The organism is Bradyrhizobium sp. 141, from assembly GCF_023074055.1.
GTDB lineage: Bacteria > Pseudomonadota > Alphaproteobacteria > Rhizobiales > Xanthobacteraceae > Bradyrhizobium.
Map to the genome: position 1 here is coordinate 228,655 of NZ_JADPKR010000026.1, position 19,542 is coordinate 248,196.

The window sequence follows — 19,542 nt, forward strand, 5'->3', positions numbered from 1 at the left end:
TTACGCTCAGATCACCTTTCGCTCGGTGAGCCGTTCGATCTCCTGGTCTGAAAGGCCGAGCCAGTCGCAATAGACTTCGTGATTGTCCTGGCCGATGTCGCCGGCGGCGTGACGCATGCGCGTGGGGTCGACGGTGAAGCGCGGAACGGCGTTGGTCATGGCAACCGTGCCGAAATCCTTGTCAGGGACACGCGTGATGACTTCGCGCGCCTTCACTTGCGGGTCGTCGGCGATCTGGTCGATGGAGTAGATCGGGGCGAGCGTTCCCTGCGCGGCGTTGAATCTCGCGAGCACCTCGTCGAGCGGATGCGCGGCGCACCAGTTGGCGAAGATGTCGTTGAGCTCGGCGGCATGCTTGACGCGCCGGTCGTTGGTGGCGAAGCGCGGATCGTCGATGAGGTCGGGCCGCTCGATCGCCCGGCAGTTCGCCGCAAACAGCGCGTTGGTCGAACCCGCGAGCGTCACCCAGTGATCGTCGCTGGTGCGAAACACGGCGGCCGGCGCCGAATAACCGTTGGCGTTGCCGATCCGGCTGCGAATGGCGCCGAGCTGATCGTGCTCGATGGCGAGGACGTCAAGCAGGCGGAAGGTGGCTTCGGTCAGCGAAAGATCGATCTCCTCGCCGGAAGCATTCGGGTCGCGCGCCCGTTTCCACAGCGCCGCGAGCACGCCGACGGCGCCGAACAGGCCGCCGATCGAATCTCCGATCGGGTATCCTGGATGGGTCGGCTCGCCGTCGCTCTCCCCCGTGATGTAGGTGAGCCCGCCCATGGCCTCGAAGATGCGGGCAAAGCCGGGTCGCTCGCGATAGGGGCCATCCTGCCCGAAAGCGGTGGCGCGCAGAATCACGAGGCGCGGCTGGACCGACCACAGCACCTCCTTCGACAGGCCCCATCGATCGAGCGTTCCCGGACGGAAATTCTCGATCAGCACGTCGAAGCGCGGAAGCAGCTGTTTGAACAGCGCAAGCCCGTCCGGCGTGCGCAGATCGAGCGTGGCGAACTTCTTGTTGCGGTTGGCCGCCTTCCACCACAGCGGCTTGCCGTCCTTGAACGGCGGAAAAGCCCGCACGCCGTCACCGTGCCCGGGCATCTCGATCTTGAGCACGTCCGCGCCGTAGTCGGCCAGCAGCGTTGCGGCAAAGGGTGCTGCGATGATCGTCGCGATGTCGAGAACCTTCAATCCCTCGAGTGGTCCAGCCATGTCATGTCCCGGCGCTTGTGATTTTCTTGGTTTTGCGCGGCGGCGTGAGCTCTGCCTGTCCGACGATGGCGCGGATGCTGTCGGCGAGTGCCGCGATGCGCGGCCCGATCTCGCCCTCCAGCTGGCCCGGCTGCAGCCGGAACGCGGGGATGCCGCAATTGATCGAGAACGACTGCTTCGATTCGCTGGCGTGAAACAGCGGCGCGGCGACCGCATGGATAGAGGCCATGTACTCGCCCCAGCAGGTGCAGAAGCCGCGGCTTTTGCCTTGCGCGATCCCGGCGCGGTATTTGTCACGAAACGCCGACCATAGCTCGGCGTCTTCGGCTGCGATGTTCCGTTCGAGCCGGTCCGCATCGGCCGGCGGCAAGGTCGCTGCGGCGGCGCGTCCCATCGCGGTCATCACCACGGGAATCGGCATGCCGATGTCGGGCACGTGCGGTCCGACATCGCCGGAGCGCGCGGTCTCGACATAGATCATCGAGGTGGCGTCGAGCAGGCCGATCGAGACCGTGCCGCGGACGCTGAGCGCCAGTTCCTGCATCATGGGCCGGGCCACTTGGCGGAATTGCATTCCGGCAAGCAGAGGATGCGCGATCCGCAGCGCCCGCGCGCCGACGCGGTACTTGGCTCGCTCGGCGTCGTAGCGGAGATAGCCGAGCTCGGCCAGCGTGTGGGTCAGCCGCGCGACCGTCGGCCGCGGGATGCCGGTCAGCGTCGACAGCTCCATGTTGCCGAGCAGCGTGCTGCCGGCCTTGAACGCCTCGAGCACGACGAGCCCTTTTGCCAGCGTCGTGGCGAAGGCGGCGTCATCGACACTCTCCGCCAGCACCGCGGCGGCGGAGGAAAGTGGATGTCGAGGTTTGGCGGAATCTATCCCGGGCATCCCTAACTATCGGACGGAGAGACTTCGAATGTCCAATAAATTCGACTATTTGGCACTAAATGTCCGCTATGTGGACGATGTGGCTACGCCGAGGTTTCGCTGAAGCATGCGCTCAACTGATCGAACACACAGATTTTTGTCGTGATTGCATGTCGTCCTGTGACAGGATTATTACGTCGGCATGTCAGATCGATAATTCTTGGAGCAGTTCATGTTGCAGTGGCAGGCGCGGTCGAATCCCCTCGCGTGGTGGTGGGGGTCCCTCACGCTCGTGAGCGGCGCCAACATCCTCGTTTGGTTCATGCTGTACCGCGAGTTCTACCCGACGCCTTTGGGAAGCCTCGGTGGCGGCTCGGACATCGGGCTGATGTTCCTATTGTGCGCCGGCTATGTGTTCGGCTGCGCGTTCCGCTCGATCCTGCCGCGCGCCGACGTGCAGCGCATCTGCCTGTTCGACACATGGCTGTCGAGCGTCGTCGTCGGCCGAACGGTCGCGACCGTGGCCGAGCTCTGCTTCGTCGCGCAATGGGCCATCATCCTGCACCAGCTCGGCAAGATGACAGGCGCCGAGACGGTCGTGAACATCGCGCTCGTGATCGTGCCCATCATCATCATCGCGGAGTGCTTCTCCTGGTACGCGGTCGTGACCACCAACTTCCTCTACAACGCGATCGAGAATTCGCTCTGGGCGGTCACCTTCTTCCTGGCGGGCATCGCGCTGTGCCGCCTCATGCCGGAATTCCAGGGCCTGGTGCGCTGGGCGCTGATGTCAGGCATCGTCGGCATCGCCTGCTTCCTGGCCTTCCTCGTCACCGTCGACGTACCCATGTATTTCAGCCGCTGGCGGGCAGGGCACGCCGAGGGCAATAGGTTTCTCGGCTTCCTCGAAGGCCTGCACGACGTTTCGACGCGCTGGGTGGTGACCCACGACATCGCGCATTGGAAGGGCGAGCTGACCTGGATGTTCCTGTATTTCAGCGCCGCGGTGTGGTCGAGCCTCGCGCTCTGCGCGCTCTATGCGATGGAAGGCTATCTCACGCGTTATCTGGCCTGAGCGATCAGGCCTCGCCGAGATCGAGCTGCGTCAACAGTCCCTGGCGGAGCGCCAGGCGGACCAGCTCGATGTCGGAGCCGACGCCGAGCTTGTCCTTGATCAGGGAATGCAGGTTCGCCACCGTCTTCGGGCTGACGTGGAGCGTCTCTGCGATCTCGTCGGTCGTCTTCTCCGCGAGCAGCAGCCGCAGCACCTCGAACTCTCGGGCGGTGAGGACGTCGGCAGCCGAGCTTTCGCCGCCGAGCCGGCTCAACGCCAGCTCGTGGTCGATGTCGGGGCTGATCGCGATCTTGCCGGCGAGCACGTCCATCACGGCGCGCACCAGCGTCTCGGGCGGGCTGGTCTTGGTGACGTAACCCCTGGCGCCGGCGCGGATCGCCTGCACGGCGAAGCCCGCATTCTGGTGCATGGTGAAGATGAGAATCTTTGCGCCCTTGTCCCACTGCCTGATCCGCCTGACGGCCTCGATGCCGCCGATGCCGGGCATGCTGAGGTCCATGATGACGAGATCGGGCGCCTCGGATTTGTACAGACGATAGGCTTCCGCGCCGTCGGCCGCTTCAGCGATGACGCGCAGGCCCGGCTGCTTCTGGAGCACGGAGCGATAGCCCTCGCGGACGACGGAATGGTCGTCGACCAGCAGGATGGACGCGTCGGCCGCGCTCATGCCGCATGCTCCAGCGCCTGCCGGTCGGGGGCGGCGAGCGGAATGACGACGCGCAGCGCCGAGCCCCCGTTGAGGCCGACTTCAAAGTTCATCCGGCCGCGCAGGGCCGCAACGCGCTCGCGCATGCCGAGCAGGCCCATGCCGGATTTGACCGACGCATCGTTCGGCCGGCCGTCGTCGTCGATGGCAAGCGTGATCTCGTTTGCCGCCATCGTCAAATGCAGGCCGACCTTGATGGCGCCGGCATGCTTGGCGGCGTTGGTGAGCGCCTCCTGCACGATGCGGTAGAGGTTGGCGCTGATCGCGGCGGGCAGGGTCTCGAACGCGCCGTCGAAATGGATCGTGAAGCGCGTCTCGCCGCGGCTGCGTCCGTTCCAGCCCGCGACGAGGCCTTCCAGGCTCGCAACCAGCCCGAGCTCCTCGACGTCGGGCGGGCGAAGCCGGAACAGCGCGCCGCGCAGCGTCTCCATCATGCCGGTCGCGGTCCGCGCGATACCGTCGCATTCGGACAGCAAAGCGGGGCAGTCCTGCGCGGCGGTCTGGCGGGCGGACGAGGCCAGCGCGCGGATCGCGGCCAGCGACTGGCCGAACTCGTCGTGCAGCTCGCGGGCGAGATGGCGGCGCTCGTCGTCCTGCAGCGCGATCAGCTTTCGCGTCAGCTCGCTGCGTTCGGCAAGCGCATTGTCGAGGCTTTCTGCGAGATGGTTGAAGCCGTCGCGGATCGCGGAGAGTTCGGCGAGATCGAACGGCGGCAACCGCGCCGTGAGGTCGTTGGCCGCGATCCGCTCGAGGCCGGTGCAGATCAGGCGCGTCGGCCGCAGCGCGCGCGCCAGCGCGGCATAGACCAGCAAGCACAACAGCGGCAGCGCGATCGCAAGCGCAATCATCAGGCGGCCGGCCTCATGCCACGCCTCCGCCGTCTGCACGGCCGGATCGACCGACACCACGGTCTCGCCGAGCTTGGCTCCGCGCACGATCACAGGCCGTGCCGCTTCGCGGCCGGGATCGAACAGGCTGCGATAGAAGGCCGCGAAGGCCTGCGGCGGCGGGCTCGCCGGGGCCGGCGCACCGCTGCAGAACCGCTGCAGCATCTCGCCGCTCGCGCCGCGGAAAGCCAGACACAGGCCGGGCGTCATCACATAGGCCGCGACGGGGTCGAGATTGGGAAAATCGCGCGGGCCGGCCACCCATTGGATCTTGCCTTGTTGCAGCTCCAGCGATTTCGCCACGATCGCGGCGATGCCGTCGATGCGCGCGTGCACCGCGCGGTCGGCCGCGATCAGGAAATAGGCGGAGATTGCGGCGAAGCAGGCGGCCGTGATGGCGGCCACGCGCAACGTCAGACGGACCTTGAGATCGAATCTCGGGCGGTTCCACATCGAGGACACCTGGCGCGAACGGGTTTGTCGCAACCGCATTAAACGGCAGAACGCCAGTCGCGGAAAGCGCTACGCTCTGCCGCAGTGCAATGTCGTGAAATTTTCCCGGCGCTCGCCGGGACGCTCGCCGTTGCAGGGGCTCGGGCTGGCCGCCGAGATTTGCGAACCGCTTCCTGCTGCGAGGCCCGCACATGCACCTCTTCCGGTTGATTCTCTCTGCTTTGCTCCTCGCTGTCCTCGTGGCTGTCCGGCCTGCCGACGCGGGCCCGGAGGCGGCCGCGGCAGCACCGGCCGGCGTGTCGATCGAGGATTTCCAGTATCTGGATACGTCCGGCGAGCCGGTCGACCAGACCGCCGCCCACGAGAAGCGGCTGGCCGCATTCATGGTCGCGCTGCGGCGGGATGTCGGGGCGGACAAGCGCTATCAGCTCACGCCCGCGGGACAAGCCGACGCGAAATTCAAGGTCGTCGGCGGCGTTCAGAAGACGAGCACGCTGGTGCAATGGGCGCGGGTCGCCGTGATCGATACCGGCGCCAGGAAGGTCCTGTTCGAGAAGCTCTACACGTTCCGCGGTGACAACGACGAGGCCTGGGACCGCGCCGAGGCGTTCCTCGCCCGCGAGGTTATCGCGGCGCTCGCGCAGCCTGCGCCGGTCGCGCTTGCCGTGTTCGATTTCGAGCTCGAGGACATGACCGCCGCCTCGGGAGGCACCTTAGCCGCTTCAGACGCCTCGTACCTGGCCGAGGTCACTGGCGGCGTGCGTGACGTCCTCGGCCAATCCGGGCGCTACCGCATCGTCGACGTCGGCAGCGCGAGCGGCGATGCGGCGAAGGCGGGCGCTTTACGCGACTGCGGCGGTTGCGAGGCGGCGATTGCGCAGAAGCTGGGCGCCGATCAATCGCTGATCGGCGTGGTGAGGCGGGTCAGCCGCACCGAATACACGCTCGGCTTCCAGGTGCGCGACGCCAGCACCGGCGCGGTGCTGGCGCGTGGCGACAGCGGCCTGCGCCTGGGCGCGGACTATTCCTGGAAACGGGGCGCCGTGCGGCTGGTGAGCGATCGGCTGATCGAGAGCCAGCAGGCCGCCGACGGGGCTAAAGAGCGATGAGATTCATCGCTCTTTAGATCTTTTGTTTGAGCATGATCTTATCGGAAAACCGCTGCACACTTTGCCGGATCATGCTCAGAAAGTAAGCTGCACCTTCATCGATTGCGAGCGGTCGCTGGCAAGCTCGAAGGCGGCGACCGCGTTCTCGAACGGCATGGTGGCCGTGATCAGCGGCTTGACGTCGATCAGGCCTTCGCCCATCAGCCGCACCGCAAGCTCGAACTCGGGGTCGAAGCGGAAGGTGCCGCGGAGCTGCAATTCCTTGGCGACGATGGAATTGATCGGCAGCGTCATCTCGCCGCCGAGGCCGAGCTGCACCAGGGTAGCGCCAGGGCGCAGCAGGTCGAGCGCGGTGCGCAGCGCAGCCTGATTGCCGGAGGCTTCGAACAGCGTATCGAACACGCCCTTGCCGGCACGCCAGGGATCGAGCGCGGTGGCATCAGTCGCGACGTTGATGGCGTGACTGGCGCCGAGCTTTTTGGCGACCGCGAGCGGCGCGTCAGCGACATCGGTCACCACGATCTCAGCGGCGCCGCCGAAGCGCGCGACCAAAATCATCAGCGCGCCGATCGGACCGCAGCCGGTGATCAGCACGCGCTTGCCGAGCAGGGGGCCGGCCTGCCTGCCGGCATGCAGGCACACCGCCAGCGGCTCGGCGACCGCAGCTTCCGCCAGCGAGAGCTTGTCCGCGATCGGCACGGCCTGCGTGGCGTCGACCGTGATGAACTCGCGGAAACCACCTTGCACATGGGGAAAGCGCATCGCGCTGCCGAGGAAGCGCATGTCGAGGCACTGGTTGCGGATGCCCTCCTGGCAATGCAGGCACTGGCCGCACGGCTTGCTCGGATTGACGGCGACGCGCGTGCCTGCCGTCACGCTGGTGACGCCGTCACCGACGGCGGCGACCACGCCGGCGATCTCATGCCCCAGCGCCATCGGCTGCTGGATGCGCACGACGCCGAAACCGCCATGATGGTAGTAGTGCAAGTCGGAGCCGCAGATGCCGCCGTTGGCGATCTTGACACGGACCTCGCCCGGGCCGGGTGCCGGATCGGGATAGAGGTCGATCCGCAGGTCTTTCGGGGCGTGAATGACGACGGCGCGCATGGTCTCGTTCCCTGTTTCGCGGGTTACATCGCGGCGATCATGCCGCCATCGACATAGATGATCTGGCCGTTGACGTAAGTGGAGGCATCCGACGCGAGGAAGATCGCCGCGCCCACCAGCTCGTCCGGCTTGCCCCAGCGCTTCGACGGGATACGGCCCATCAGCCAATTGTTGAACTCGGTGTTGTTGACCAGCGCCTCGTTCATGTCGGTCAGCATGTAGCCGGGGCCGATCGCGTTGGCCTGGATGCCGTGCTGGGCCCATTCCACCGCCATCGAGCGGGTCAGGTTCTTGATGCCGCCCTTGGCGGCGGTGTAGGGCGCGATGGTGGGACGCGCGAGCTCGCTGCCGAGCGAGCCGATATTGATGATCTTGCCGTGCTTGCGCGGGATCATGCGCTTGGCTGCCTCGCGCCCGATCACGAAGGCGCTGGTGAGGTTGGTCTCGATCACCTTGCGCCATTCGTCGGTGGTGAATTCGACCAGCGGCTTGCGATGCTGGATGCCGGCATTGTTGACGATGATGTCGACGGCAATCCCCTTTTTGTCGAAGTCGTTGAACGCGGCGACGATCGCCGGCTCGTCGGTGACGTTGAACGCGGCGCCTTCGGCCTGATGCCCGGCGGCGCGAAACTCGGCGACAGCCTGCTCGACTCGCTTGGGATCGACGCCGTTGACGATGATCCTGGCGCCTGCCTTCGCCATGCCCTCGGCGATGGCGCGGCCGAGCCCGCGGGAGGAGCCGGTCACGAGCGCGGTGCGGCCAGAGAGATCGAAAAGGGACGTGCTCATCTCGAGAATCCTTAAGAGTTGGAGCGGCGCACGCTCAGATCGGTGCGGTCGAAGACGGCGGGTAGGAGGTCGACGCCAAGGCCGGGTCCTTCCATCGGATAGACAAAACCGTCCTTGATCACGGGCATTGTGGTGACGAGTTCGTTGTACCAGCCTTTGTAGAACGCACGCACCGATTCCTGGATCAGCGTGTTGGGCTGGCTGAACGACATGTGGATGGCGGCGACGAAGCCGATCGGGCCGATGCAATCGTGCGGCGCGAAGGGACGGTGATAGGTCTCGGCCATCGCCGCGATCTTGCGGCCCTCGGTGAGGCCGCCGGTCCAGCACAGATCCGCCATCACCACGTGCATGGCGTCGCGGTCGAGCATGTCCTTGTAGGGGAAGCGCGAGCCGAGCGTCTCGCTGGCGCAGACCCAGACGTCGGTCGAGCGCGCATATTCGGCGAGCGCCTGCGGCGAGTTCATCCGGATCGGGTCCTCGTACCAGGTCGGTTTGTAGGGTTCGAGCGCGCGCGCGATCTGCTTGGCGGTCGGCAGATTCCACAGCGAATGGAGCTCGACCATGATCTCCATCTTGTCGCCGACGGCTTTGCGGATCTTCTCGAACGGCTCGATCGCCTGCTTCATCTGCGCTGCGGTGATGTAGAGGCCCTTGTTCTCCTGGGCCGCCGGATCGAACGGCCAGATCTTCATCGCGGAGATGCCGCTTTCCAAAAGGCTTTCAGCCAGCGCGTCGGCGCGGTGCATGAAGCCGTCGAGATCCTCGTAAGGTCCTTTGGAGGCGCCGAGATTCCAGTTCGCGACCGGGCTGATATTGGTCGAGCGGACATATTGCGTGCCGGCGCAAGTGTTGTAGATGCGCTGCTTGTCGCGGCAGAGGCCGCCGAGCATCTGGTGCACCGGCTGGCCGCAAACCTTGCCGAACAAGTCCCACAGCGCGATGTCGATCGCGGAGGCCGCGCGATATTCCACGCCCGTGGATGACTGCGCCATCGGCAGGTTCAACATGTCGCGATGGATGGCCTCGATGTGCAGGGGATTGCGGCCGATCAGGCGGCCGGCAAAGGTGTCGTGGATCTGCGCTTCGACCGCGCCCGCGCCATAGAAGGTCTCACCGAGCCCGATCACGCCCGTGTCGGTATGGACGCGCACCCAGATGACGTTGGAGAACTCCTCGGTGCGCAGGGTTTCGATCGACGTGATCTTCACGGCAACAATCCTCCCGTCGGGTCCATAGCGCCCGCTTTGTTTGTCATTTCTGCGCCGCCATTGCCGGCGGGACCCGGGGGAGTCTTACGCCCGCTTGTAATATATCACAACATGTTTTAGGGATATCACAAACAAGGTGCCGCCGCGCGAGGCGAGAACGCGGGCTGACGGGAGGACGACATGGCACGGCGCAAGCGCGCGCTCGAAGTGGTGAGAAACGACGGCGACGGCGAGGGCAGGCCCTCCCGGCGCAACCGCCTCAACTTCTTCGAGCTGGCCTATCAGAAGATCGAGGAGCTCCTCGTCCATTGCGAGCTCAAGCCCGGCCAATTCATGACCATGCTGGAATTGCAGGAGATAACGGGCTTCGGCCGCACGCCGGTGCACCACGCGGTCAATCGTCTCTCCGCCGATACGCTCATCATCATCCGTCCGCGTCACGGGCTGCACATCGCGCCGATCGATCTGGCGCGTGAACGCATGCTGCTGGCCCTGCGCCGCGACATGGAGCGTTTCGTGATCCGCCTCGCGGCCGATCGCGCCAGCCTCTCGCATCGCAATCAGGCGCTTCACATCGAGCGCCTCCTGCGCGAGCGCCGCGCCAACCTGACGCTCGACGAATTCAACAGCATAGATCGCCGCATCGACGCGCTGGTGCTGGAGGCGGCCGGGGAGCCGTTCCTGGTGCACACGCTGCGGCCGCTGCACACGCTGTACCGGCGCATCGGCTACATCCACCACCGCTTCATGCCGGGGCAGGCCGACCTGTCAGGCACGATCGATCATCATCTCGCCATTCTCAACGCGGTGGCCAACCGCCGCGTCGATGACGCCGTGAAGGCGAGCGATGCGCTGATCGACTACATGGGCGAGATGTTCACGGGCATGGAGGTGGGGATCGACCCGCGCCTGCTCGATTGCAGCATCGAGCCGCTGCTCGGGGCGTAAAGAGTTCTAGGGAGAAGACCAGACATGTCAACGATGGTGATGCCAAAACCGACCGCGAGCGAAGCCGCGGTCCGCTACCTCATCACGAACTACAGCCCCAAGGGCAACAAGGTCGGCTGGCTGATGATGGCCTCGATCCTGGTCGAAGCCTGGGACCTCTATTCGATCGCCTTCGTGCTGATCTTCATCAAGGAGCAATACAATCCCGATCCGCTGATGCTGGGCCTGGCCGCGGCGGGCACGCAAGGAGGCGCCCTGATCGGCGCGCTGCTCGGCGGCTGGCTGTCCGACAAGATCGGCCGCCGCGTCATGTTCCTGGCGACGATGGTGCTGTTCATCGTGCTGGCGCTGGCTCAGGCCTTCGTGCCCGATGTGTTCTGGCTCGTCGTGATCCGCTTCCTGCTGGGCATCCCGCTCGGCTCGGACATCTCGACCGGCTACACCTACATCATGGAATCCATGGCCAAGGGTGAGCGCGAGGTTATGGGCAACCGCTGGCAGTTCATGTTCGCCGTCGGCGAAGTCCTCACCATCGGCGTCATCGTGATCTTCCTGCTGATCGACATGCAGCACGAGATGCTGTGGCGCGTGACGCTCGGTCTCGGCGCGCTGCCGGCGCTGATCATTCTGATCATGCGCCACGACGTGCCTGAGACCGCTGTCTGGCTGGTGCAGAAGGGACGCTACCGCGAGGCCAAGCAGGTCGCGCGCGAGATGTTCAATGACAATCTCGACATGCTGCCGGACCGGGACGTCGAGGTGCCGAAGGTCTCGACCCGCGCCTTCCTCGCCGACCTCAGGAAGGATCCGATTCGCTGGCGCGCCACGGTGTACGGCTGGATCGCCTGCTTCGCGCAAGCCAGCGAATTCTCGACTTTCGCGTTCTATCTGCCGGTGCTGTTCGTGATGGTCGGCGTGTCGAGCGTGCTCGGCATCAATCTGGTGACGATGGCGCTGTTCTCCTTCGCCGCCCTGTCGGGCTGGGTCGGTCCGCTGCTGACGCCGAAGATCGGCCACCGCGGCATCTCGATCGCGGGCTTCTCGATCGTGCTGGCCGCGCTGCTGGTCGCGGCCTTCGCGCTCTACACCGACAACAAGATCCTGCTGCCGTTCGCGGCCGCCGCGATGCTGTGGGGCCATTATTGGGACGCGTCGAATTGCATGACGATCCCGACCATGGTCGCCAAGCCGAAATATCGCGGCACCGCCAGCGGCTTCGCCTACATGTTCGTGAAGCTGCCGTCGTTCCTGGCGATCTTCCTGTTCCCGACGGTGTTCGCCGCGATCGGGCAGGCGAATGCCACGCTGATGGTGGCGATCTTCCCGCTGATCGGATTGCTCGCCGCAATCTTCATCCTGCCGGAAGTCTACGGCTACGAGAACGACTGACGACGCGCGGGCCCGGTCGCGGCGTCATCGCCGCGATCGGATCCCGACGGGGCTACGGGCTCAGGAAGACGGGATCAATCCCGACGCCATGGCCGAGCAGGCCAATCGCCTGGAGCTGGGCGCTGTGCAGGTCGATCTCCACGATCGCGAACAGGGTCAGCAGCACCACGGCCGAGACGAGGAGCAGTGGGTGGGACCTTTCCGCCCCGCCCTGGCTCGGCGCGGTGAAGCTCTGAAACGCGCGACGCAGGGAAAAGCTCTGCGGCAATGCCTTTGACTGGATCTGCATGATGAACCTCCTTGCCGCGCCCTAAGAGGCCGCGCGACAAGTTGAAGGATAGCTCCGGCCTCAGCGGCGACATTGATACGCCGCAAAGAGCTTGCGTTTATCGGATCGCAGCTGCCAGCGCCGCGACCAGGGCGGGCGGCGTGACCAGCAGGCCGAGCTTGAGGAACGGCCAGGCGCCGACCTCGATCTTCTCCCGGCGGAGCGCGACCAGCCAGAGGATGGTGGCGAGCGATCCTGTCACCGACAGATTGGGGCCGAGATCGACGCCGATCAGGATGGCGCTGACGACCGGGGCGGGCAAATGATCGTTGGCGGCGACCGAGCCGGCGACGAGGCCGACGGGAAGGTTGTTGGCGATATTCGTGGCGATTGCGGTGGCGATGCCCACGCTCCAGGCCGCCTGCGGGACCGATTGCGCCACCGCCTGATGCAGCAGCGCGCTGAGCTGCGCGATCACGCCGGTCTTGATCAGCGCCTCCACCATGACGAACAGCCCGCCGACCAGCGGCAGCACGCTCCAGGACACGCCGCGCAGCACCGGCAATGGCGATTGCCGGCTGAGCAGCAGCACGATCGCGGCCGTCACGCCGCCGCAGATGAAGGTCGGCAGGCCCAGTTGCTTGTCCAGCGCCGACGCTGTGACCAGCACGACGCCGATCGCGACGATGCCGATGGCCGTCAGCTTGCCGCCGCGGCCGAGCTTGGGATGCGGCACGCTGCGCGCGATCGTCTCCTCTTTCAGCGCCCGGTGCTGGGTCAGGCGCAGCACGATATAGGTCAGCAGGATCGAGGCCGCCGAGGGCAGGGCGAACAGGCGCAGCCATTCGGTGAGCTCGGGCATGCGGGCGCCGAACACGACGAGATTGGCGGGGTTGGAGATCGGCAGCACGAAGCTTGCGGCATTCGCAATGAAAGCGCAGACGAACAGATAGGGCAGCGGTTTTGCGCCGGCCGCGCGCGTCGCGGCATAGACGGCCGGCGTCAGCACGATCGCGGTGGCATCGTTGGAGAGCAGCACCGTCACGAGCGTGCCGACGAGATAGATCAGCAGGAACAGCCGCTGCGGCGAGCCGTCAGCATATTCCACCGCGAGCGCGGCGAGATAGTCGAACAGGCCCTCGAGCCGCGCCAGCTCGGCGATCAGCATCATGCCGATCAGGAAGAGGTAGACGTCGACGCCTTTTTCGATGCCGGTGAGCGCGTCCCGCCATGGCAGCAAGCCTGATAGCACCAGGGTGCTCGCACCGATCACGGCCCAGACCGCCTCGGGCAGGCGAAAGGGACGGATGATGACGCAAGCGGTCGCGACGACAATGATGCTCCAGGCCCAGATGGCGTCAGACGGCGGGGTCGGCAAGTGGATCTCCAGAATCCGTTCCTGACTACCGTGCCCGGAACGGGGCCGCCAGCCTCAAAAATTCACTACCGCCAAGTAATCCAGACTGCTTCTGCGGAAAGATTCTGGATTGCTTCGCTTCGCTCGTAACGACGGAGTTTGGGGTAGCCTCCAGCACCCATAACGATCACCGCGTCAGTGACAGCTTCTCCGTGATCGCCTTGCGCAGAATCCGCGACAGCGATTCCACCGAATACGGTTTCTGGATCAGCTCGAACCCGCGATGCGCGTTTTCGGCGAGCACGTTGCTGTAACCGGAGGTGAGCACCACGGGCAGGCCCGGATAGCGCTCGCGGATGATGCCGGCGAGCTCGACGCCGTTCATGCCGGGCATGATGACGTCGGAGAACACGAGGTCGACGGCGAATTCGTTCTCGCCGAGGATCGCGAGCGCCGCGTTGGCGTTGGCGACGCGGCGGACGACATAGCCGAGATCTTCCAGAAGCTCGGTCGAGAACTGGCCGACATCGTCATTGTCCTCGACCACGAGCACGCGGTAGCCGCGCCCGGTGGTCGCAGCCTCGTGGGTCAGCGCCGCGGCTTCCTTCTCGGCGGTGGGGCTCTGCGCCTGGGGCAAATAGATGGTGAAGGTCGCGCCTTTGCCTTGCGTGCTCGTCACCGCGATGTCGCCCTCGGACTGCTTTGCGAAGCCGAAGGCCTGGCTGAGGCCGAGGCCGGTGCCCTTGCCGACCTCCTTGGTGGTGAAGAACGGCTCGAAGATGGAGTCGAGATGGTCCGGCGCGATGCCGCTGCCGGTATCCGAGACCGAGATTGCGACATAGTCGCCGCCGCGCGCCGATTGCGCGCGCAGGCTTGGAATGCCAGAGACGTTGCGCACGGCGATGGTGAGGCGGCCTTCGCCGTCCATGGCGTCGCGGGCGTTGATGGCGAGGTTGATGAGCGCGGTCTCGAACTGGGCGATGTCGGCGACGGTGAAGCAGTCGGCATCGTCGATCTCGACGACGATCTCGATGCGGCCGCCGACCAGCGGCCGGACCAATTGCGCGACGCCCTCGACCTGGCTGCCGACGTTGAAGATCTGGGGTTTCAGCGGCTGCCGGCGCGCGAACGCCAGAAGCTGCGCGGTCAGCTTGGAGGCGCGCTCGACCGTCTCGGAGATGGCATCGACATAGCGGCGGCGGCGCTCTTCCGGCAGCTCGCGCCGGCGCAGGAAGTCGGTGGCCGAGCGGATGATGGTGAGGAGGTTGTTGAAATCGTGCGCGACACCGCCGGTGAGCTGGCCGATCGCCTCCATCTTCTGCGACTGCCGCAATGCTTCCTCGCCGCGGCGGCGCTCGGTGATGTCGACGGCCTCGGGCACGGCGCCTGTGATGTTGCCGTGGCGGTCGAGCACCGGGCGCATGCCGAAGTCGAAATCACGCTCGCCGACGGGAAGGCGCAGCCGCATCTCAAGCCGCACAGCTTCGCCCTTGAGCACGGTGTGGAAGGCGTCCTGCACCAGCGCACTCATGCCTTCCGTCGCGCTGAACCAGGGGGTCTCCCACAACGGCTTTCCGATCACATCTGCAGAGCTGGCCTTGATGCCGTCGAGTGTGGTTCTGTTGGCGTAGAGCAGCTCGCCCCTGAGATTGACCAGGCCCTGATACTGGTTGCTGGTTTCCAGGATCGCGCGCAGCCGGGCCTCGTTGAATTCGAGCTCGGCGGTGCGCTCGGCGATGCGTTCTTCCAGCGTCTCGTTGAGCCGCCTGAGCTCGATCTCGGCCTGCTTGGCGACGGTGACGTCGTGGGCAACGCCGATGAAGCCGATATGCTTGCCGGTCGGGTCCCAGCGTGGCTGCGATTCCGAGCGCAGCCAGCGCCATTCGCCGCTGGCGTTCTTGTAACGCGCTTCCAGCACGAAGGGTTTGAGTGACGCTTCGCCTTGCACGGATTGCTGGAGCACGTGCGGCAGGTCGTCCGGATGCAGCACCTTGCGCCAGTCGAAGTCGATGGCCTGATCATAGGGCAGGCCAACGAAGTCGACATAGGCCTGGTTGGCGAAGGACCGCTTGCGATCGAGCTTGGTCACCCAGATCGGCACCGGCGCGCTGTCGGCGATCAGCCGGAAGCGATCCTCGCTCTCGCGCAGGGTCTCGCGCGCGAGCATCTGGCCGGTGATGTCGATATGGGCGCCGACGAGGCGGATGGCGCGGCCGTCCTTGTCGCGCTCGATCTTGGCGACGACTCGGATCCAGCGGGTCTCGCCGTCATTGGGGCGGATGATGCGGTATTCGGCGGTGTAGTCTTCGCTCGTGCCGGCGAGAGCCTCGAAGAAATGCTTGACCGTCGCTTCGCGATCCTCAGGATGGAGGCGATTGACCCAATCCTCATGTGACTCGTCGGCGGCCTCGAGCGGCAGGCCATGAATCATCAGATATTCGGGCGAGCGGCGGTTCTTGAATCCTTCGCGAAAGTCGACCTCGACGCCGCCGACCTTACCGATGCGCTGGATGCGCGCGAGCTCGGCCTCGCGCTCCTGGAGCGCGCGATAGGCGTTGTCGCGCTCGCGCGCGACGTCTTCGAGGTGCTGGCGCAGCCTTTCGGCGGCGATGGTTTCGGGCAAGGGATCGTTCAAGGCGTCGGCCGTTGTCATGCGGTTGCGCACGTGCCGGACCGATATTCACACAGACGGAGCGTGATGGCCATTGTTTAGAGGAAATAGACTGTCTGGAAGGGCCGGTGCCGAGCCGGGACGTGCGGAAAGTGCAGTCAGGCAACCCCGGGTCTGGCATTTTGTTCCTGAAGTTGGAACGATGCAGCTGCGGATGCGTCTTCGCGAGGCGCCACGACTCTCATTCGTCAGACTCCTTTCCGAAGAGGCTAAAACTTGAAGCTCTTTGTCTGCCAGGCCTGCGGCAACGTCCTCTATTTCGAGAACCGTGCCTGCGAACGCTGCGGTCATCGGGTCGCCTTCCTCCCCGAGAAGGAGACGATGTCGGCGATCGAGTCTGACGAAGAGGCCTGGAGGACACTGGCGGGCAAGGGCGAAAGCCGGATGCTGTGCCGGAATGCCGAGTACGATTCCTGCAACTGGCTGACGGATCCAGGCGAGGGCAACGGCTATTGCCGCGCCTGCCGCCACAACGGCATCGTCCCGGATTTGTCCGACCCCGCCCAGCTTGCCGGCTGGCGCGAGCTGGAGGTGGCAAAACACCGTCTGTTCTATTCCCTGATCCGCTGGAAGCTGCCGCTCCAGACCCGGCAAGACGACCCCGAGCATGGCCTGATCTTCAATTTCCTCGCCGACGATCCGAACAGCGGAGAGAAGATCCTGACCGGCCACGACAACGGCCTGATCACGATTGCGCTCACCGAGGCCGATGCCATCGTGCGCGAGCGGCGCAGGCTCGAGATGGGCGAGCCCTACCGCACGCTGCTCGGACATTTCCGCCACGAGGTCGGGCACTATTTCTGGGACGTGCTGGTGCAGGGCGGCGGCAAGCTCGATGAATGCCGCGCGGTATTCGGTGATGATTCCGCCGATTACGGCCAGGCCTTGCAGCGCCACTATGCCGAAGGCCCGCCGCCGGACTGGCTGCAGAATTACGTCTCGGCCTATGCCACGACCCATCCCTGGGAAGACTTCGCCGAGACCTGGGCGCACTATCTCCACATCGTGGATGCTCTGGAGATGGCCGGCGAGTTCGGCATGGAGGTGCGCCCCAAGGTCGACCGCGACGGAGAGTTGACGGCGCGCATCCGCTTCAACCCCTACGAGGCAAGGGACGTCGAGGCGCTGGTTGGCGCATGGCTGCCCTTCACCTTCGCCATGAACAGCGTCAACCGCGCCATGGGCCTGCGCGACCTCTATCCCTTCATCCTGTCGCCCGCGGTGGTCGGCAAGCTCGGCTTCATTCACGGCCTGGTCCGGGACGTGGCCAAGGCCAGGAAGGCCCAGGACGCTGCAGGACGTCCCTAGGGTTTGCCAAGCCCGTTTGGTCTTGCGCTGGTACGCCAGAGCGGGCCGGATTTAGACCGTTGCCTCCGGCCCATTTTGATGTACCACGGAAGCCACACGGCCCGTCCCTCATAGGCCCCAACGGCCAGGGAAGGGTCCCGCCCAAGGTCGAGACTCAAGAAAAGCATGTTCAAACGCATCCTGATCGCCAATCGCGGCGAAATCGCCTGCCGGGTCATCAAGACTGCCCGCAAGATGGGAATTCAGACGGTTGCGGTCTATTCCGAGGCCGATCGCGACGCCCTCCATGTCGAGATGGCCGACGAGGCCGTGCTGATCGGACCGCCCGCGGCGGCCGAGAGCTATCTGGTGATCGAGAAGATCGTGGAGGCCTGCCGCAAGACGGGCGCTGAGGCCGTGCATCCCGGCTACGGCTTCCTATCCGAGCGCGAGGCGTTTCCGCGCGCGCTGGAGGCGGCCGGCATCGTCTTCATCGGCCCGAACCCGGGCGCGATTGCGGCGATGGGCGACAAGATCGAGTCGAAGAAGGCGGCGGCCAAGGCCAAGGTCTCGACCGTGCCCGGCTATCTCGGGGTCATCGAGGATGACAGGCACGCCGTCAAGATCGCCGACGAGATCGGCTACCCCGTGATGATCAAGGCTTCCGCCGGCGGCGGCGGCAAGGGCATGCGCATCGCGCATTCGACCTCCGAGGTCGCGGAAGGCTTCAACCTCGCCAAGGCCGAGGCCAAGGCCTCGTTCGGCGACGACCGCGTCTTTGTCGAGAAGTTCATCGTCGATCCCCGCCACATCGAGATCCAGGTGCTGGGCGACAAGCACGGCAACGTCATCTATCTCGGCGAGCGCGAATGCTCGATCCAGCGCCGCAACCAGAAGGTCATCGAGGAGGCGCCATCGCCGCTCCTCGACGAGGCCACCCGCCGCAAGATGGGCGAGCAGGCGGTCGCGCTCGCGAAAGCCGTGAATTACGACTCCGCCGGCACCGTCGAGTTCGTCGCCGGACAAGACAAGAGCTTCTATTTCCTGGAGATGAACACGCGCCTCCAGGTCGAGCATCCCGTCACCGAGCTCGTCACCGGCATCGACCTCGTCGAGCAGATGATCCGCGTTGCCGCCGGCGAGAAGCTCGCGCTGGCGCAGAAGGACGTCACGCTGACGGGCTGGGCGGTGGAATCGCGCCTCTATGCCGAAGACCCGTTCCGCAACTTCCTGCCCTCGATCGGGCGTCTGGTAAAATATCGTCCGCCGGCGGAAGCCAGCCAGGACGGCATCACCATCCGCAACGACACCGGCGTGCAGGAGGGCGGCGAGATCTCGATCCATTACGATCCGATGATCGCCAAGCTGGTCACGCATGCGCCCTCGCGCGCGGCCGCGATCGAGGCGCAAGCGACCGCGCTGGATTCGTTCTATGTCGACGGCATCCGCCACAACATCCCGTTCCTCTCGGCGCTGATGCATCATCCGCGCTGGCGCGAGGGGCGGCTCTCGACCGGTTTCATCGCCGAGGAATTTCCCAAGGGCTTTGCGGTGCGCGTGCCCGAAGGCGAGGTCGCGCGGCGGATCGCCGCGGTCGGCGCCGCCATCGATCACGTGCTCGGGGAGCGCAAGCGGCAGATCTCCGGCCAGATGGGCGGCCGCGTCGTGCAGCGCGAGCGGCGCCGCGCGGTCTGGCTCGACCGCCAGGAGATCCAGCTCGAGGTCGGCCGTGAGGGTGAGGCGATCGCGGTGCGTTTCGTCGATGCCGCCGGCAAGGCCGGCAATGCGCATCTGCTGCAATCGCCGTGGAAGCCGGGCGATCCGGTCTGGCAGGGCACCATCGACGGCCATTTCGTCGCGGTGCAGACGCGGCCGATTCCCAATGGCATTCGTCTGGCGCATCAGGGCGTCGAGGTGCCGGTCTATGTCTGGACCGAGACGGAAGCAACCTCCGCCCGCCTGATGCCGGTGACGACGGCCTCCGACAGCGGCAAGAAACTGCTCTGTCCGATGCCCGGTCTCGTGGTCTCGATCGCGGTGACCGAGGGACAGGAGGTCAAGGCCGGCGAGACGCTCGCGGTGGTCGAAGCCATGAAGATGCAGAACGTGCTTCGCGCCGAGCAGGACGGCACCGTGAAGAAAGTCCACGCCAGCGCGGGGGCAACGCTTGCGGTAGATGCGCTGATTTTGGAGTTTGCGTAAAGCGCGCGAGGGG

The 19,542-nt window shown here is 65.5% G+C and carries 16 protein-coding genes; 6 read left to right on the forward strand and 10 right to left on the reverse strand.

The features are described from left to right. Nucleotides 1-6 precede the first annotated feature (6 nt). Together IVA81_RS09695 and IVA81_RS09700 are read right to left on the reverse strand one after the other, a co-directional pair. The gene (locus IVA81_RS09695; protein ID WP_247315113.1) at nucleotides 7-1,203 is read right to left on the reverse strand and encodes a CaiB/BaiF CoA-transferase family protein; all 1,197 of its coding nucleotides are present in this window, start codon (nucleotides 1,201-1,203) and stop codon (nucleotides 7-9) included. Nucleotide 1,204: 1 nt separating this feature from the next. After that, on the reverse strand, nucleotides 1,205-2,089 hold the full coding sequence (locus IVA81_RS09700) for an IclR family transcriptional regulator (RefSeq protein ID WP_247315116.1): 885 nt from the start codon (nucleotides 2,087-2,089) through the stop codon (nucleotides 1,205-1,207). A gap of 211 nt (nucleotides 2,090-2,300) precedes the next feature. Between IVA81_RS09700 and IVA81_RS09705 the strand changes: the two genes are divergently transcribed. Beyond that, nucleotides 2,301-3,143: a hypothetical protein gene (locus tag IVA81_RS09705; RefSeq protein ID WP_247315119.1), complete on the forward strand. Its 843-nt coding sequence runs from the start codon at nucleotides 2,301-2,303 to the stop codon at nucleotides 3,141-3,143. Nucleotides 3,144-3,147: 4 nt separating this feature from the next. On the opposite strand, the gene IVA81_RS09710 is transcribed toward IVA81_RS09705, so the two are convergent. Together IVA81_RS09710 and IVA81_RS09715 are read right to left on the reverse strand one after the other, a co-directional pair. Next, the gene (locus IVA81_RS09710) at nucleotides 3,148-3,810 is read right to left on the reverse strand and encodes a response regulator transcription factor (RefSeq protein ID WP_247315120.1); all 663 of its coding nucleotides are present in this window, start codon (nucleotides 3,808-3,810) and stop codon (nucleotides 3,148-3,150) included. Beyond that, nucleotides 3,807-5,189, reverse strand: a complete 1,383-nt coding sequence (locus IVA81_RS09715; protein ID WP_247315124.1) for a HAMP domain-containing sensor histidine kinase — start codon at nucleotides 5,187-5,189, stop codon at nucleotides 3,807-3,809. The genes IVA81_RS09710 and IVA81_RS09715 overlap by 4 nt, the downstream gene beginning before the upstream one ends. Before the next feature lie 191 nt (nucleotides 5,190-5,380). Between IVA81_RS09715 and IVA81_RS09720 the strand changes: the two genes are divergently transcribed. Then, on the forward strand, nucleotides 5,381-6,298 hold the full coding sequence (locus IVA81_RS09720) for a DUF3280 domain-containing protein (protein WP_247315127.1): 918 nt from the start codon (nucleotides 5,381-5,383) through the stop codon (nucleotides 6,296-6,298). A 75-nt stretch (nucleotides 6,299-6,373) separates the two neighbouring features. Here the strand turns inward: IVA81_RS09720 and IVA81_RS09725 are convergent, their stop codons facing one another. From IVA81_RS09725 to IVA81_RS09735, 3 genes are read right to left on the reverse strand one after another with little or no spacing between them, the layout of a single operon-like run. After that, nucleotides 6,374-7,405: an L-idonate 5-dehydrogenase gene (locus tag IVA81_RS09725; RefSeq protein ID WP_247315129.1), complete on the reverse strand. Its 1,032-nt coding sequence runs from the start codon at nucleotides 7,403-7,405 to the stop codon at nucleotides 6,374-6,376. 23 nt (nucleotides 7,406-7,428) lie between these two features. Next, the gene (locus tag IVA81_RS09730; protein WP_247315130.1) at nucleotides 7,429-8,196 is read right to left on the reverse strand and encodes an SDR family oxidoreductase; all 768 of its coding nucleotides are present in this window, start codon (nucleotides 8,194-8,196) and stop codon (nucleotides 7,429-7,431) included. An 11-nt stretch (nucleotides 8,197-8,207) separates the two neighbouring features. After that, nucleotides 8,208-9,407 (reverse strand): mandelate racemase/muconate lactonizing enzyme family protein, encoded by a 1,200-nt coding sequence (locus IVA81_RS09735; RefSeq protein WP_247315133.1) that lies wholly within the window; start codon nucleotides 9,405-9,407, stop codon nucleotides 8,208-8,210. A 180-nt stretch (nucleotides 9,408-9,587) separates the two neighbouring features. Between IVA81_RS09735 and IVA81_RS09740 the strand changes: the two genes are divergently transcribed. Both IVA81_RS09740 and IVA81_RS09745 read left to right on the forward strand, forming a co-directional pair. After that, nucleotides 9,588-10,355 (forward strand): GntR family transcriptional regulator, encoded by a 768-nt coding sequence (locus IVA81_RS09740; protein ID WP_247315135.1) that lies wholly within the window; start codon nucleotides 9,588-9,590, stop codon nucleotides 10,353-10,355. A 24-nt stretch (nucleotides 10,356-10,379) separates the two neighbouring features. Next, complete coding sequence (locus IVA81_RS09745) at nucleotides 10,380-11,744, forward strand: MFS transporter (RefSeq protein ID WP_247315136.1); 1,365 nt, start codon at nucleotides 10,380-10,382, stop codon at nucleotides 11,742-11,744. Between the two features lie 52 nt (nucleotides 11,745-11,796). Here IVA81_RS09745 and IVA81_RS09750 read toward each other — a convergent pair whose 3' ends face one another. The 3 genes from IVA81_RS09750 to IVA81_RS09760 form a co-directional block, all read right to left on the reverse strand. Continuing rightward, nucleotides 11,797-12,033, reverse strand: coding sequence for a hypothetical protein (locus IVA81_RS09750; RefSeq protein ID WP_247315137.1), 237 nt, complete (start codon nucleotides 12,031-12,033; stop codon nucleotides 11,797-11,799). A 97-nt stretch (nucleotides 12,034-12,130) separates the two neighbouring features. Next, nucleotides 12,131-13,390: an arsenic transporter gene (locus tag IVA81_RS09755; RefSeq protein WP_247315140.1), complete on the reverse strand. Its 1,260-nt coding sequence runs from the start codon at nucleotides 13,388-13,390 to the stop codon at nucleotides 12,131-12,133. 166 nt (nucleotides 13,391-13,556) lie between these two features. Further along, nucleotides 13,557-16,034 carry a PAS domain S-box protein gene (locus tag IVA81_RS09760; protein WP_247315141.1) on the reverse strand — a complete coding sequence of 826 codons (2,478 nt, stop codon included), beginning with the start codon at nucleotides 16,032-16,034 and terminating at the stop codon, nucleotides 13,557-13,559. Nucleotides 16,035-16,256: 222 nt separating this feature from the next. On the opposite strand from IVA81_RS09760, the gene IVA81_RS09765 reads away from it, so the two are divergent. Together IVA81_RS09765 and IVA81_RS09770 are read left to right on the forward strand one after the other, a co-directional pair. After that, complete coding sequence (locus tag IVA81_RS09765; protein WP_247315144.1) at nucleotides 16,257-17,348, forward strand: putative zinc-binding peptidase; 1,092 nt, start codon at nucleotides 16,257-16,259, stop codon at nucleotides 17,346-17,348. A 165-nt stretch (nucleotides 17,349-17,513) separates the two neighbouring features. Further along, nucleotides 17,514-19,529, forward strand: a complete 2,016-nt coding sequence (locus tag IVA81_RS09770; protein ID WP_247315147.1) for an acetyl/propionyl/methylcrotonyl-CoA carboxylase subunit alpha — start codon at nucleotides 17,514-17,516, stop codon at nucleotides 19,527-19,529. The last annotated feature ends 13 nt before the right edge of the window (nucleotides 19,530-19,542 follow it).

Excerpts from the sequence above, each read along its gene's own strand:
- IVA81_RS09740 (WP_247315135.1), top strand. The coding sequence starts at position 9,588 with ATGGCACGGCGCAAGCGCGCGCTCGAAGTGGTGAGAAACGACGGCGAC.
- IVA81_RS09705 (WP_247315119.1), top strand. The coding sequence starts at position 2,301 with ATGTTGCAGTGGCAGGCGCGGTCGAATCCCCTCGCGTGGTGGTGGGGG.
- IVA81_RS09720 (WP_247315127.1), top strand. The coding sequence starts at position 5,381 with ATGCACCTCTTCCGGTTGATTCTCTCTGCTTTGCTCCTCGCTGTCCTC.
- IVA81_RS09725 (WP_247315129.1), bottom strand. The coding sequence starts at position 7,405 with ATGCGCGCCGTCGTCATTCACGCCCCGAAAGACCTGCGGATCGACCTC.
- IVA81_RS09700 (WP_247315116.1), bottom strand. The coding sequence starts at position 2,089 with ATGCCCGGGATAGATTCCGCCAAACCTCGACATCCACTTTCCTCCGCC.
- IVA81_RS09745 (WP_247315136.1), top strand. The coding sequence starts at position 10,380 with ATGTCAACGATGGTGATGCCAAAACCGACCGCGAGCGAAGCCGCGGTC.
- IVA81_RS09770 (WP_247315147.1), top strand. The coding sequence starts at position 17,514 with ATGTTCAAACGCATCCTGATCGCCAATCGCGGCGAAATCGCCTGCCGG.
- IVA81_RS09710 (WP_247315120.1), bottom strand. The coding sequence starts at position 3,810 with ATGAGCGCGGCCGACGCGTCCATCCTGCTGGTCGACGACCATTCCGTC.
- IVA81_RS09750 (WP_247315137.1), bottom strand. The coding sequence starts at position 12,033 with ATGCAGATCCAGTCAAAGGCATTGCCGCAGAGCTTTTCCCTGCGTCGC.
- IVA81_RS09715 (WP_247315124.1), bottom strand. The coding sequence starts at position 5,189 with ATGTGGAACCGCCCGAGATTCGATCTCAAGGTCCGTCTGACGTTGCGC.
- IVA81_RS09695 (WP_247315113.1), bottom strand. The coding sequence starts at position 1,203 with ATGGCTGGACCACTCGAGGGATTGAAGGTTCTCGACATCGCGACGATC.
- IVA81_RS09730 (WP_247315130.1), bottom strand. The coding sequence starts at position 8,196 with ATGAGCACGTCCCTTTTCGATCTCTCTGGCCGCACCGCGCTCGTGACC.